Annotated in this window: 11 protein-coding genes; 4 read left to right on the forward strand and 7 right to left on the reverse strand. The window is 66.8% G+C overall.

Annotated features, from left to right (window positions below; all coding sequences use genetic code 11):
- Nucleotides 1–119 precede the first annotated feature (119 nt).
- Nucleotides 120–788 (forward strand): lytic transglycosylase domain-containing protein, encoded by a 669-nt coding sequence (locus F3J14_RS08215; RefSeq protein ID WP_166722558.1) that lies wholly within the window; start codon nucleotides 120–122, stop codon nucleotides 786–788.
- Between the two features lie 73 nt (nucleotides 789–861).
- Here the strand turns inward: F3J14_RS08215 and F3J14_RS08220 are convergent, their stop codons facing one another.
- On the reverse strand, nucleotides 862–1,737 hold the full coding sequence (locus tag F3J14_RS08220) for a LysR family transcriptional regulator (protein ID WP_166722559.1): 876 nt from the start codon (nucleotides 1,735–1,737) through the stop codon (nucleotides 862–864).
- Between the two features lie 169 nt (nucleotides 1,738–1,906).
- Here F3J14_RS08220 and F3J14_RS08225 point away from each other — a divergent pair, with 169 nt between their 5' ends.
- Complete coding sequence (locus tag F3J14_RS08225) at nucleotides 1,907–3,019, forward strand: alkene reductase (protein WP_166722560.1); 1,113 nt, start codon at nucleotides 1,907–1,909, stop codon at nucleotides 3,017–3,019.
- A gap of 294 nt (nucleotides 3,020–3,313) precedes the next feature.
- Here the strand turns inward: F3J14_RS08225 and F3J14_RS08230 are convergent, their stop codons facing one another.
- The 6 genes from F3J14_RS08230 to F3J14_RS08255 are packed head-to-tail and all read right to left on the reverse strand — an operon-like array spanning nucleotide 3,314 to nucleotide 10,363.
- Nucleotides 3,314–3,754 carry a dihydroneopterin aldolase gene (locus F3J14_RS08230; RefSeq protein WP_006749884.1) on the reverse strand — a complete coding sequence of 147 codons (441 nt, stop codon included), beginning with the start codon at nucleotides 3,752–3,754 and terminating at the stop codon, nucleotides 3,314–3,316.
- On the reverse strand, nucleotides 3,751–4,380 hold the full coding sequence (locus F3J14_RS08235) for a sarcosine oxidase subunit gamma (protein ID WP_166722561.1): 630 nt from the start codon (nucleotides 4,378–4,380) through the stop codon (nucleotides 3,751–3,753). Before F3J14_RS08235 ends, F3J14_RS08230 begins: the two co-directional genes overlap by 4 nt.
- Nucleotides 4,370–7,381, reverse strand: coding sequence for a sarcosine oxidase subunit alpha family protein (locus F3J14_RS08240; RefSeq protein WP_166722562.1), 3,012 nt, complete (start codon nucleotides 7,379–7,381; stop codon nucleotides 4,370–4,372). The genes F3J14_RS08235 and F3J14_RS08240 overlap by 11 nt, the downstream gene beginning before the upstream one ends.
- Nucleotides 7,378–7,692, reverse strand: a complete 315-nt coding sequence (locus F3J14_RS08245; protein ID WP_166722563.1) for a sarcosine oxidase subunit delta — start codon at nucleotides 7,690–7,692, stop codon at nucleotides 7,378–7,380. Before F3J14_RS08245 ends, F3J14_RS08240 begins: the two co-directional genes overlap by 4 nt.
- Before the next feature lie 25 nt (nucleotides 7,693–7,717).
- A complete protein-coding gene (locus F3J14_RS08250; protein ID WP_006480591.1) occupies nucleotides 7,718–8,962 on the reverse strand; it encodes a sarcosine oxidase subunit beta family protein in 1,245 nt (414 codons plus the stop codon).
- A 15-nt stretch (nucleotides 8,963–8,977) separates the two neighbouring features.
- Nucleotides 8,978–10,363 (reverse strand): L-serine ammonia-lyase, encoded by a 1,386-nt coding sequence (locus F3J14_RS08255; RefSeq protein ID WP_166722564.1) that lies wholly within the window; start codon nucleotides 10,361–10,363, stop codon nucleotides 8,978–8,980.
- A 262-nt stretch (nucleotides 10,364–10,625) separates the two neighbouring features.
- On the opposite strand from F3J14_RS08255, the gene F3J14_RS08260 reads away from it, so the two are divergent.
- Together F3J14_RS08260 and F3J14_RS08265 are read left to right on the forward strand one after the other, a co-directional pair.
- Nucleotides 10,626–11,699, forward strand: a complete 1,074-nt coding sequence (locus F3J14_RS08260) for a GlxA family transcriptional regulator (protein ID WP_166722565.1) — start codon at nucleotides 10,626–10,628, stop codon at nucleotides 11,697–11,699.
- Between the two features lie 206 nt (nucleotides 11,700–11,905).
- Entirely contained in the window at nucleotides 11,906–12,610 is a 705-nt protein-coding gene (locus F3J14_RS08265) for a FadR/GntR family transcriptional regulator (protein WP_166722566.1), read from the forward strand.
- Nucleotides 12,611–12,619: the final 9 nt, after the last annotated feature.

Raw genomic sequence — 12,619 nt, forward strand, 5'->3', positions numbered from 1 at the left:
GTCTGCGCACGGCCGCGCGTCGATACAAGCCTACATCGTGCTTTCATTCGAGCCCGCGCTCGAACGCGCAGGACGATTGGCCGATATACTATGCGCCTCCCATTTCCCCGCACTCCACCATGCGACGACGGTTTTTCTGGCTGATCGTGCTTTCGCTCGGCATTGCGCAACAGGCTTCGGCGCAGCAAGCGCCCACGCTGCCTGCCTCCGCGTCCGAAGCGGCCGCATCCGCGCCCACCGAGGCCTCCGGCCCGCTCGCGAACGATCAGCCGAACGAAGCAAACCGCCGTATCACGTCGTACCTGACGAAGAAATTCGGTCTCGCGAAGGAGCGCGCCGCGCGGCTCGCCGATATCGTGAGCGTAACTGCGACGAAATATTCGCTGCCTCCCGCACTCGTTTACGCGATTATTTCGATCGAATCGCGCTTCCAGGAAAAGGCGCGCGGCCAGCATGGCGCGACCGGGCTGATGCAGGTCGTACCAGCCGCCCACCGCGGCATGCTGCGCAACGTGAAGGATCTGACCGAGCCGAATGCGAACGTCGAGGCCGGCTCCAAGATCCTGTCGGGCTATGTGCGGGCGGCCGGCGGCAATGTGCAGGCCGGGCTCAAGAGCTACGGCGGATCGAATGCGTATGCGGCGAAGGTGATGCAGCGGGTCGACGCGTTCCGCTTCGTGCTCGAACCTGAAGACGATGCAAACGCCGCGAGCGACGGCAAGGCGCACATGGTGCCGGTCAGCAATCCGTCGGCGGCGGCGCCCGCCGCAAGCCGCAACGCGAAGTAAGCAGGCCGCACGGCCGCGCGTTCCTGCGTGCGTCTCCTGAAGCGGTAGGACGCATGACGGCATCCATTGCCCGTCACGCTCGCGCGAAATGCGCGTGCAGAAACTCGATGAAAACCTGCGTTTTCGCGGGCAACAGCCGTGTTTCCGTCATCGCATAGACGGGAATCGGCTCGCCTTCCCATTCGGGCATCACGCGACGCAACCGCCCGGCGGCGACGTCGTCCGCGAGAATCTCTTCCGACAGCACAATGATTCCCGCGTCGAGCGTGGCCAGGCGCCGCAGCATGCCGACGCTGTTCACCGCAAAACGGCTGCTCACCGCCACCGCAACGGAGCGCGTGCCGTCATGCAATGTCCATGACCCGCTCTTCTGGAGGCCAAGGCACGCGTGCCGCGCGAGATCTTCCGGCTCGCGCGGCTCGCCGGCGCGCACCAGATAGCCGGGCGACGCATACAGGTAGTTCCGGAGCGTGGCGAGCCGCCGCGCGACCAGTTGCGAATCCTCGGACGGCCCGATACGGATCGCCACGTCGAACGGTTCGCTCACCAGATCGACGCGCCGGGATGTCAGTTCGAAATCGAAGGTCAGCTTCGGGTAGCGGTTCGCGAATTCGACAATCAGCGGCGCGAGATGCGTCACCGCGAAATCGACCGGAAACGACGCGCGCAGCACGCCCACCGGCTCGGCCAGGAGTTCACCGAGTTGCTCGTGCGCGAGCCGCGCCTCATCGACGATGCGCTTGCAGCGCTCGAAGTACAGCTGCCCGGCCTCCGTGAGCTCGATCCGGCGCGTCGTGCGATGCAGCAATCGCAGACCGATCGCCTTTTCCAGCGCACCGATGCGCCGCGACAGCGTCGAATTCGGCATGCCCAGCGTCTGGGCGGCACTGCGAAAGCCGCGCGCCTTCACGACCTCCACGAACAGCGCCATGTCGTTCAGCAGTTCCATGCCGACTGCTCCATCAATGGATCAATGTTCTCCAGAATACCCCGTTTATCTCGAAAAAGAAGCAATGGATGATGCAGGGGTGGAGGCGAGGCCGGCGCGACACGCGCGGCTGTCGCCCGATGCGGCATCGCCCCGATGGCGCATCCCGAACTTCGATGAGGAAAACCCGATGAAACAACTGTTCGTTCCGGCCGGTGCCGACCAGGACACGCCGCAACTGTTCGCCCCGGTCCGCGTTGGCCGGTACACGCTCGCCAACCGCCTCGTGATGGCGCCGATGACGCGCAGCCGCGCTGCGTTCGACGGCACGCCCGGCGCATGGGCCGCCGAGTACTACGCGCAACGCGCGGGCGTCGGGCTGATCGTCACCGAGGGCACGCAGCCGTCGGACGACGGCCAGGGCTACCTGACGACGCCGGGCATCTATACCGACGCGCACGTCGCCGGCTGGAAAACGATCAGCGACGACGTGCACGCGCGCGGCGGCCGGCTGTTCATCCAGTTGATGCACGTGGGCCGCATGTCGCATCCCGACAATACGCCGCATCACCGGCATGGCGTCGCGCCGTCGGCGATCGCACCGGGCGTGCCGATGTTCACCGCGACGGGCATGCAGGAGATTCCGGCGCCACGCGCACTGACGACGGCCGAGGTGCGCGACACCGTGAACGACTTCCGCTTCGCCGCACGACGCGCGATCGAGGCCGGCGCCGACGGCGTCGAGATCCACGGCGCGAACGGGTATCTGGTCCAGCAGTTCTTTGCGCCGAACGCCAATACGCGCACCGACGAATACGGCGGGTCGATCGAGAATCGCGCGCGGTTCGCGATCGAAGTCGCTGCGGCGATCGCCGACGAGATCGGCGCGGATCGCACGGCGATCCGCCTGTCGCCCGGCACCACGCTGTGGGGGATCGACGAAGGTCCTGACGGTGTCGACCTGTATCGCTACCTCGCGACGCAGCTCGACGGGCTCGGCCTCGCGTATCTGCACGTCATGCATCAGGGCGACGAATCGCTGCTCGCGGAGCTGCGTGCGCGCTGGCGCGGCACGCTGATCCTGAACCGTCCGGGCCGCACGCGCGACGCGATCGGTGTCGATGTGGCATCGGGGCTCGCGGATCTCGAGGCGTACGGCCAGATGGTGCTCGCCAATCCGGATTTCGTGACGCGGGTGAAGACCGGCGCGCCGCTGAACGACGCGCAGCGCGAGACGTTCTTCGGCGGCGATGCGCGCGGGTATGTCGACTATCCGGCGTTGAGCGGCGCGGCCGCGGCGTAACGAAGCCGTTTTTGCGCGAGCGCCGCGACACGCAGGATCGGTGTCGCGGCATTTCAGGCGAACCGCGCGAGATCCGAGCAGTTCCACGTTGACCTTGTCCCGATGACCGGCGATCGACAGGCGCACCTGATCGTCCAAGACGGCAGACCAATTATTCCGATATTTAAGGAACAATGGTGAAGGCAGCGGCTCATCGCCCTTTGTTCCGATATTTCAGGAATTAAAACAAGCGCGGCGACGCTTGCGCGCCGCCGCCCGCGTTGACTGGATCGCCCGCGACCCGGCACCGCCCGCTCACAACTGCCCCGCCGCCCCCGTCCACCGCAGGTAATCCCCGCGCGTCCAGTCGAGCGACACGCCGACGCGCTTCGTCCCCGGCCGGATCTTCGGCTTGTACATCGACAGCGTCAGCGACTCCAGCGCGGGCCATTCGCGAAACGACAGCACCGCGAGATCGGCGACGAGCGTTTCGAGCAGCCGCGTATGCGGCTTGTGCGACAGGAACGACGCGACACGCGCGCAGTAGCCGTCGTAGTCGATCCACTCGCCCTGCTCGCTCGGCTCGCAGCGATACCCGAGCCGCGCATCGATCACGATCGGCTGCGGCGCCTCGTGCTCATGCGCGTGGATGCCGATTCGCGCGGGCACCTTCAGTTCGTCGACGAACACGCTCCAGCCACGCCCGCGCAGGCGCGGCGCGTCGATCGCCACGAACGGTTCGTCGAACGGCTTCATGATGCGAGCGGCGCCGCGGCGTCGAGCATGATGCGCACGAAATAGTCGGCGAAGCTGCGACGCAGGACGATCTCGAACGTATCGTCGCCGGTCGGAATCAGCGTGATCGGCGACTTGAAGTAGTGCGACTGCGCGCACTGGCCCGGCTTGAGCACGCGCGGATGCAGATCGAGCGGGCAGCCGCGCGCGATCACGTCGCGCACGCGTTCGCCGCTGACCTCGACGACCGTGTAGCCGCTGCCGACGTCGACGGCCGCCGCATGCGAACCCTGCACGGCCTCCGCGAGCTGCGCCTCGAGCACGCCCGCCTGGACGGGACCGTTCGAGCGCACGAGCCACTCGTCGGGACCGAGCCAGAGCACGTCGTACTCGGCGGCGCGCGCCACCGTGTTCGGCGCCGACGGCGGCCGGCAGCCGACCACGCGCTCGAACGCGCTGACGAATGCCGGGTCGCTCAGCTCGCCGCGCACGTTCACGAGATCGAGGAACGGCCGCTCGCGCAGCATGAACTTCTTCGATGCGCGGGCCTGATGCGGCTTCAGCACATCGGCCGAGCCGACGAGCGGCGATTCAAGCGTCACGCCCGCGCCTGCCACCGGCGTCTGGTTTCTCGTTTCATTCCACATGCTGGCGCACCCCTTCGGTATCGTAGAAAACCGGGCTCGAGATTTTCGCGGTGATGCGGCGGCCGTTGGCCAGCGGAATCACGACGCTCTCGCCCATCTTGTTCAGGCCGCCCTTCACCACCGCCAGCGCAATCGAGCGCTTCAGGATCGGGCTGTAATAACTCGACGTCACGTGGCCGATCATCGGCGTCGGATCGACCGCCGACACCTGCGTGTCCTTCGCGACGATCTGCGCGCCTTCCGGCAGCACGAACTGTTCGTCCTCGGTCAGCAGGCCGACGAACTGCTTGCGGCCTTCCTTCGACGTATCCGAGCGCGTCAGCGAACGCTTGCCGAGGAAGTCCTTCGACTTCGCGACGAGCCCGCCCATCCCGAGGTCGTACGGCGTGACCGAGCCGTCGGTATCCTGGCCGACGATGATGTAGCCCTTCTCCGCGCGCAGCACGTGCATCGTCTCGGTGCCGTACGGCGTGATGTCGAACTCGGCACCGGCCGCCATCAGCGCTTCCCACACCGCGCGGCCTGCATTGGCCGGCACGTTCACTTCATACGCGAGTTCGCCGGAGAAGCTGATCCGCATCACGCGCGCCTTCGCGCCCGCGACGGTGCCGTTCCGGTAGCTCATGAACGGGAACGCCTCGTTGCCGAAGTCGATGTCCTGGCACAGCTTCTGCACGACCTTGCGGCTCTTCGGGCCGACCACCGCGAACGTCGCCCAGTGGTCGGTGACGGACGCGAGCCGCACCTTCATGTCGGGCCATTCGGTCTGCAGCCAGCGCTCGAGCCACGTGAGCACGCGCGCCGCGCCGCCGGTGGTCGTCGTCATCATGAAATGCTGGTCGGCGAGGCGCACCGTCACGCCGTCGTCGAACACCATCCCGTTTTCGTCGAGCATCAGCCCGTAGCGGCACTTGCCGATTTCGAGCTTGTTCCACGGGTTCGTGTACATCCAGTTCAGCAGCTTCACCGCGTCCGGGCCCTGGATGTCGATCTTGCCGAGCGTCGACGCGTCGAGGATGCCGACACTGTTGCGCACCGCGAGGCATTCGCGCTTCACGGCCGCATGCAGATCCTCGCCGTTCTTCGGGAAATACCACGGCCGCTTCCAGTTGCCGACGTCCTCGAACAGCGCGCCGTGCTCGACGTGCCATTCATGCACGGCCGTCTTGCGGATCGGGTCGAGGAAATCGCCGGTCTCGCGACCCGCGAACGTACCGAACGACACCGGCGTGTAGTTCGGGCGGAACGTCGTCGTGCCCGTTTCGGGAATCGTCTTGCCGAGCGCCTGCGCAAGGATCGCCATCCCATTGATGTTGCCGAGCTTGCCCTGGTCGGTGCCGAAGCCCATCGCGGTGTAGCGCTTCACGTGCTCGACCGACTCGAAGCCTTCGCGCGCGGCCAGCAGGATGTCGGCGGCCGCCACGTCGTTCTGGAAGTCGACGAACTGCTTCGGCCCGCGTGCGGCGTCCTCGCGGCTGCCGACGAGCCACAACGGCTGCAGCGCGCCTTCGACGGTTTCGGCGACCTGCGGCGCGACCACGCGCTGCGGGGCCGCGAAGCCCGCGGCCTTCGCCGCTTCGACGCCCGCGTCGAGTGCGAGCCGCAGCGCACGAGCGAGACCGAACTCGCCCGCCGCCGCACCGACGCTCGCCTCGGCCTGCACGGCCTTGCCCGGCAGGAAGCACGCCTTCTCGTCGTTCCAGCACGCCTTGCCGCCGGACTGCGCGAACAGGTGCAGCACCGGGCTGAAGCCGCCCGACATCGCGACCAGGTCGCACGGCAGCGACTGCAGCTTGCTGCCGGTCTGGCCGTTCGTGTAGGACGCGACGTCGACCGACGATACGCGCCACTTACCCGAAGCGGCCGTCACAACGGCACCGCTCATCACCGTCACGCCTTGCCGCTTCGCGGCGGCAGGCAGCGCGCCGTTCGACGACGCACGCGAATCGACGACCGTCACCTTCGCACCGCACGCCTTCAGGTCGAGCGCGGCCTGGTACGCACGGTCGTTGTTCGTGAACACGACCACGTTGCGGCCCGGCATCACGCCGTAGCGATGCACGTAGGTGGACACCGCGCCGGCGAGCATCACGCCCGGCAGGTCGTTGTTGCCGAACACGATCGGACGCTCGTGCGCGCCGGTCGCGAGGATCACGCGCTTCGCGCGGACCTTCCACAGCAGCTCGCGGGTGCCCTTGCGCATCGACACCGGCTGGTGATCGGTCAGGCGCTGCGTGATCGTCACGAGGTTGTGGTCCTGGTAGCCGAACGCGGTGCTGCGCGACAGGATCGTCACGTCGGGCAGCTTGCGCAGCTCGGCCTCGATCTTCTCGACCCATTGCTGCGCCGGCTTCGCGTCGATTTCCGCGCGGCACGACAGCAGGCTGCCGCCGAGCTCGCGCTGGTCGTCGACGAGAATCACGCGCGCGCCGGCCGTCGCGGCCGCATGCGCGGCGGCGAGGCCCGACGGGCCACCGCCGACCACGAGCACGTCGCAATGCGCGTAGCATTTGTCGTAGCGATCGGCGTCGAGCACCTCGGGCGCCTTGCCGAGGCCAGCGGCCTCGCGGATCTTCTCTTCGTACTTCGGCCACATGTTGCGCGGCCACATGAAGGTCTTGTAGTAGAACCCGGCCGGCATGAAGCGCGAGAACTTCTGGTTGATCGCGTACTTGTCGTTCTCGAGCGACGGCTCGGCGTTCACGCTCGTCGCGACGAGGCCCTGGTACAGCTCGATCTCGGTCGCGCGCGCGTTCGGCACCGTGTACGGGCCGGACTCGAGCTGCACGACGGCATTCGGTTCCGCGACGTCCGCCGTCACGATCCCGCGCGGACGGTGGTACTTGAAGCTGCGCGCGACGAAGTGCACGCCGTTCGCGAGCAGCGCGGACGCGAGCGTGTCGCCCTGGAAGCCCTGATACGTGCGGCCGTTGAACGTGAATGTCAGCGGAATCGCGCGATTGATGCGGCCCCCGGTGCCGAGGCGGTCTTTCTGGCTCATTTGCTCGTGCCCTCTTCGTGTGCGTTGCCGGCAGCCGCGCCACTATTGGCAGCCCCGCCGAACTTTTCGTAGCCCTTGATATCGTAGGTCACCGTGTCGCGCGTGACCTTGAACCAGCGGCGGCAGCCCTGCGTGTGCAGCCACTGCTCGCGGTGCAGCCCGCGCTTGTTCTCGCGCATGAACACGTATTCGCCCCATTCGCGGTCGGTCATGTTCTCGTTCGCAACCGGGCGCACGATGTCGGCTTCACCGCCGCACGTGAACTCGGATTCGGCGCGCGGCCCGCACCACGGACATTCGATCAGCAACATGTTTCTTTCTCCTTCAGTGCGGGGATTAGTGCGCGACGGCGGCAGCGCCGTGCTCGTCGATCAGGTGACCCGTGTAGAAGCGGTCGAGTGCAAACGGTGCGTTCAGCGGATGCGGTTCGTCGCGGGCGATCGTGTGCGCGAACACCCAGCCCGAGCCGGGCGTCGCCTTGAAGCCGCCGGTACCCCAGCCGCAGTTGAAATAGAGGCCCTTCACGTCGGTCTTGGTGATGATCGGGCACGCGTCCGGCGACACGTCGACGATGCCGCCCCACTGGCGGTTCATCCGCACGCGCGAGAACACCGGGAACATCTCGACGATCGCCTGCAGCGTGCTTTCGATGATGTGGAAGCTGCCGCGCTGGCCGAAGCCCGTGTACTGGTCGATACCCGCGCCGATCACGAGGTCGCCCTTGTCGGACTGGCTGATGTACGCGTGCACCGCGTTCGACATGATCACCGAGTTGACCACCGGCTTGATCGGCTCGGACACCAGCGCCTGCAGCGGGTGGCTTTCGATCGGCAGGCGCACGCCGGCCATGTCGGCGAGCGTCGTCGTGTTGCCGGCCGCCACCACCGCGACCTTCTTCGCCTTGATGAAGCCCTTCACCGTATCGACGCCGACCACCGCGCCGCCTTCGCGGCGAATGCCCGTCACCTGGCAGTTCTGGATGATGTCGACACCGGCGCGATCCGCGCCGCGCGCGAAGCCCCAGGCCACCGCGTCGTGACGCGCGACGCCCGCACGGCGCTGGATCGATGCGCCGAGCACCGGGTAGCGGCTGTTCAGGTTGATCGTCGGCTCGATTTCCTTGATCTGCGCGGGCGTCAGGAATTCGGCGTCGACGCCGTTCAGCCGGTTCGCATTCACGCGGCGCTCGGTGTCACGCACGTCCTGCAGCGTGTGCGCGAGGTTCATCACGCCGCGCTGGCTGAACATCACGTTGTAGTTCAGGTCCTGCGACAGCCCTTCCCACAGCTTCATCGCCTTCTCGTACAGCGCGGCCGATTCGTCCCACAGGTAGTTCGAGCGCACGATCGTCGTGTTGCGCGCGGTGTTGCCGCCGCCGATCCAGCCCTTCTCGAGGATCGCGACGTTCGTGATGCCGTGCTCCTTCGCGAGGTAGTAGGCGGTCGCGAGGCCGTGGCCGCCGCCGCCGACGATCACGACGTCGTATTCCTTCTTCGGTTCCGGGCTCTTCCACTGCTTTTCCCAGTTCTCGTGATACGAGAGGCCGTTGCGGAACAGGCTGAATATCGAGTAGCGGCTCATGTTAGTGATCCTTCGTTAGCATTCGATGACGTTCACGGCAAGACCGCCGCGCGACGTTTCCTTGTATTTCGTCTTCATGTCGGCACCCGTCTCGCGCATCGTCTTGATCACCGAATCAAGCGAGACGTAGTGCTGGCCGTTACCCTTGAGCGCCATCCGCGATGCGTTCAGCGCCTTGATCGCGCCCATCGCGTTGCGTTCGATGCACGGAATCTGCACGAGCCCGCCGACCGGGTCGCAGGTCATGCCGAGGTTGTGCTCCATACCGATCTCGGCCGCGTTCTCGACCTGGTCGGGCGTGCCGCCCATCACCGCGGCAAGTGCGGCCGCGGCCATCGAGCACGCGACGCCCACTTCGCCCTGGCAGCCGACTTCCGCGCCGGAAATCGACGCCGTTTCCTTGTAGATGATCCCGATCGCCGCGGCCGTCAGCAGGAATTCGACGATGCCGGCTTCGTTCGAGCCCGGCACGAATTTCACGTAGTAGTGCAGCACCGCGGGAATCACGCCGGCCGCGCCGTTGGTGGGCGCGGTGACGACCCGGCCGCCCGCCGCGTTCTCCTCGTTGACGGCCATCGCATACAGGTTGACCCAGTCGAGCATCGACAGCGGGTCGCGCAGCGACTCCTCCGAACGCGCACGCAGGTTCCCGTTCAGTTCGGCCGCACGGCGCTTCACGCGCATCGGGCCCGGCAGTTCGCCCTCGACCTTGCAGCCGCGCTCGACGCATGCAGCCATCGTGCGCCAGATCGCGAGCAGCCCGGCGCGCACTTCGTCCGCGGGGCGCAGCGCGCATTCGTTGCGCAGCATCACCTCGGCGATCGACAGCCCGTGTTCGCGGCACTGGCGCATCAGGTCGTCGCCGGTACGGAACGGATACGGCACTTCGACCGCCGCGCGCACGCCGTTCACGCGATCGCCGTCGCGATTGACGACGAAGCCGCCGCCGACCGAGTAATACTCTTTCTCGACGAGCAACTGGCCGTGCTCGTCGAACGCCTGGAAGCGCATCCCGTTCGGGTGCACGATGCTCGTGCCGCTCATCAGCTTGCGATAGAAGCCGATGTTCTCCTTCTCGTCGAAGCGGATCGTCTGCTTGCCGAGCAGCGCCAGCGACTTCTCCGCGCGAATCCCGGCGAGCCGCGGCTCGATCAGGTCCGGATCGATCGTGTCCGGCAGATGGCCCTCGAGACCGAGCAGCACCGCCTTGTCGGTGCCGTGGCCCTTGCCCGTTGCACCGAGCGAGCCGTATAGTTCGACCCGCACGCGGCGCACGAAGCCGAGCAGGTTCGCGTCCTCGATATGCGATGCGAAGCGGCACGCGGCGATCATCGGGCCGACCGTATGCGAACTGGACGGGCCGATGCCGATCTTGAACAGGTCGAACGCGCTGACGTTCATCTGGCTTCCTCTGGGTGGGCGTACGTGAAATGTCGTTGGCATCAGTACATCAAAGCGTAAAATTGGCCGATAGAACAAAAACGGCATCGGCGTGGGATAGCGCCGCCAAGCCCCGCGCAGGACGGCCGGAAAGTGCGTTTTGGCGATGGTTCGCGACGCAAAAGCACAAGTCGGCCCGCGCCTGCACCGCCCGGCAGACGTACCCCGCAAACCGAGTGAAACGAGTGAGACCTGCCTTTCCGGCGTGACGAGATTGACCGCGATGACACCCGACGTACCCGCTTCCCCCCTCGCCGAACCGGCACCGCAGCGCATCCGCTTCGGCATCGTGCTGCTGCCGAACTTCACGCTCACGGCCTTCTCGGGTTTCGTCGACATGCTGCGGCTGTCGGCCGACGACGGCGACTACAGCAAGCCCGTGCGCTGCGCGTGGAGCGTGATCGGCGAAACGCTGGCGCCGGTGCGCGCGAGTTGCGGGATCCAGATCACGCCGTGGGAAACCTTCGATGGGGCCGAACCGTTCGACTACGTGGTCGTGGTCGGCGGGCTGCTGCACTCGGGGCCGCAAGCCGGCCCCGAAACGCTCGAGTTCGTCCGCCGCTCGGCGGCGGCCGGCGCGACCGTCGTCGGCATCTGCACGGGCGTGTTTACGCTGATGCGCGCGAAGGTGCTCGACGGCTATCGCACCTGCGTGAGCTGGTTCCACTACTGGGATTTCATCGAGCGCTTCCCGAGCGCCGATCCCGACCTGCTGATCGCCGACCGCCTGTTCGTGATCGACCAGCGCCGCATCACCTGCTCGGGCGGCCGCGCGTCGATCGACGTCGCCGCCGCGATCCTGCTGCGCCATTTCGACCATGCGACCGTGCAGAAGGCGCTGCGCATCCTGCTCGTCGGCGAGATGCAGAAAGGCAACGCGCCGCAGCCGCATCCGCCGGGCCTCGAACCGGCCACGCACCCGAAGGTCAAGCGCGCGATTCTTCTGATGGAACAGCATGTCGGGCGCTCGCTGCCGCTCGAGGAACTCGCGTGCAAGCTCGACATGTCGACGCGCCAGCTCGAGCGGCTGTTCAAGGCCGAGACGGGCAGGAGCCCGCAGGCGTTCGCGAAGCAGGTGCGGCTGCGCACCGCCGCGTGGCTGCTGACCAGCTCCGACCGCACCGTCGCCGATATCGCGTCGAGCTGCGGGTTCGCCGACGCGTCGCACCTCGGCCGCGAGTTCCGCAAGCAGTTCGGCGTGCCGCCGGCAACCTATCGCGAGCGCGGCGGAGAGGTCGCGGAAGTCGCCGAGCCGGCCGCGGCCGATCCCGATCCCGTCGAAGACATCGCCGACTGACGATCGCGCGCCGTCCCCGGCGCGCACCCTTTCCTCCTCCGACCGCGCGTCGACCCGCGCACACGATCGCCGCACGTTCCCGCCAGTTTGGAACCGGTTCCAGGCAATTTGGCCGACGTTCTGCCGCGTTGATTGAGGGTTATTCCGGATGCTGCCGCCGTTCCAAATTTGTATGATGACCACATCACCCTACAAACCAGAGCGCCATGTTCGAGAAAATTCCCGCCCGTGCGATGAGCGACCACGTCGCACAGCAACTGCTCAAGCAGATCGAAGCCGGCAGTTTCTCGGCCACCGGCAAGTTGCCGACGGAAGCCGTGCTCGCGCAGGAATTCGGCGTGAGCCGCACCGTGATCCGCGAGGCGATTTCGCGGCTGAAGAACGAAGGCGTGGTCGAGCCGCGCCAGGGCAGCGGCGTGTATGTGAACCAGCACGGCGCGATCCGGCCGCTGCGGATCGACTACGCGGAAGCCGTCGAGGCCAGCTCGCTGCCGCACCTGCTCGCGGTGCGCCGCGCGATCGAGGCTGAAGTCGCGGCCGAAGCCGCACTGCACCACACCGCCGAGGACATGGCCGACATCGACGACGCGCTGCGCAAGATCGACGATGCGGCGGCCGAAGGGCGCGACGGCGTCGCGGAAGACGTCGCGTTCCACCGCACGATCGCGGCCGTCACCGGCAACCCGTATTTCCTGAAGACGCTGCAGTTCCTGAACCAGTACCTCGAGGCCGGCGTGAAGGTCACGCGGCGCAACGAAGCGACGCGCGAGGATTTCTCGCGGCAGGTGCGCGAGGAACACGCGGCGATCGCCGACGCGATCCGCGCGCGCGACCCGATGGCGGCGCGCAATGCGGCGCGCACGCACATGTACAACGCCGCCCGCCGTCTCGCGGAAGCCGGCATCTGCTGAAGCCGGCAG

It is taken from the genome of Burkholderia sp. Tr-862, assembly GCF_011753085.1.
GTDB classification, from domain to species: domain Bacteria; phylum Pseudomonadota; class Gammaproteobacteria; order Burkholderiales; family Burkholderiaceae; genus Burkholderia; species Burkholderia ambifaria.

Bases quoted from the DNA above. Each gene is read 5' to 3' on its own strand.
- F3J14_RS08215 (WP_166722558.1), top strand. From the start codon at position 120: ATGCGACGACGGTTTTTCTGGCTGATCGTGCTTTCGCTCGGCATTGCG.
- F3J14_RS08220 (WP_166722559.1), bottom strand. From the start codon at position 1,737: ATGGAACTGCTGAACGACATGGCGCTGTTCGTGGAGGTCGTGAAGGCG.
- F3J14_RS08225 (WP_166722560.1), top strand. From the start codon at position 1,907: ATGAAACAACTGTTCGTTCCGGCCGGTGCCGACCAGGACACGCCGCAA.
- F3J14_RS08230 (WP_006749884.1), bottom strand. From the start codon at position 3,754: ATGAAGCCGTTCGACGAACCGTTCGTGGCGATCGACGCGCCGCGCCTG.
- F3J14_RS08235 (WP_166722561.1), bottom strand. From the start codon at position 4,380: ATGTGGAATGAAACGAGAAACCAGACGCCGGTGGCAGGCGCGGGCGTG.
- F3J14_RS08240 (WP_166722562.1), bottom strand. From the start codon at position 7,381: ATGAGCCAGAAAGACCGCCTCGGCACCGGGGGCCGCATCAATCGCGCG.
- F3J14_RS08245 (WP_166722563.1), bottom strand. From the start codon at position 7,692: ATGTTGCTGATCGAATGTCCGTGGTGCGGGCCGCGCGCCGAATCCGAG.
- F3J14_RS08250 (WP_006480591.1), bottom strand. From the start codon at position 8,962: ATGAGCCGCTACTCGATATTCAGCCTGTTCCGCAACGGCCTCTCGTAT.
- F3J14_RS08255 (WP_166722564.1), bottom strand. From the start codon at position 10,363: ATGAACGTCAGCGCGTTCGACCTGTTCAAGATCGGCATCGGCCCGTCC.
- F3J14_RS08260 (WP_166722565.1), top strand. From the start codon at position 10,626: ATGACACCCGACGTACCCGCTTCCCCCCTCGCCGAACCGGCACCGCAG.
- F3J14_RS08265 (WP_166722566.1), top strand. From the start codon at position 11,906: ATGTTCGAGAAAATTCCCGCCCGTGCGATGAGCGACCACGTCGCACAG.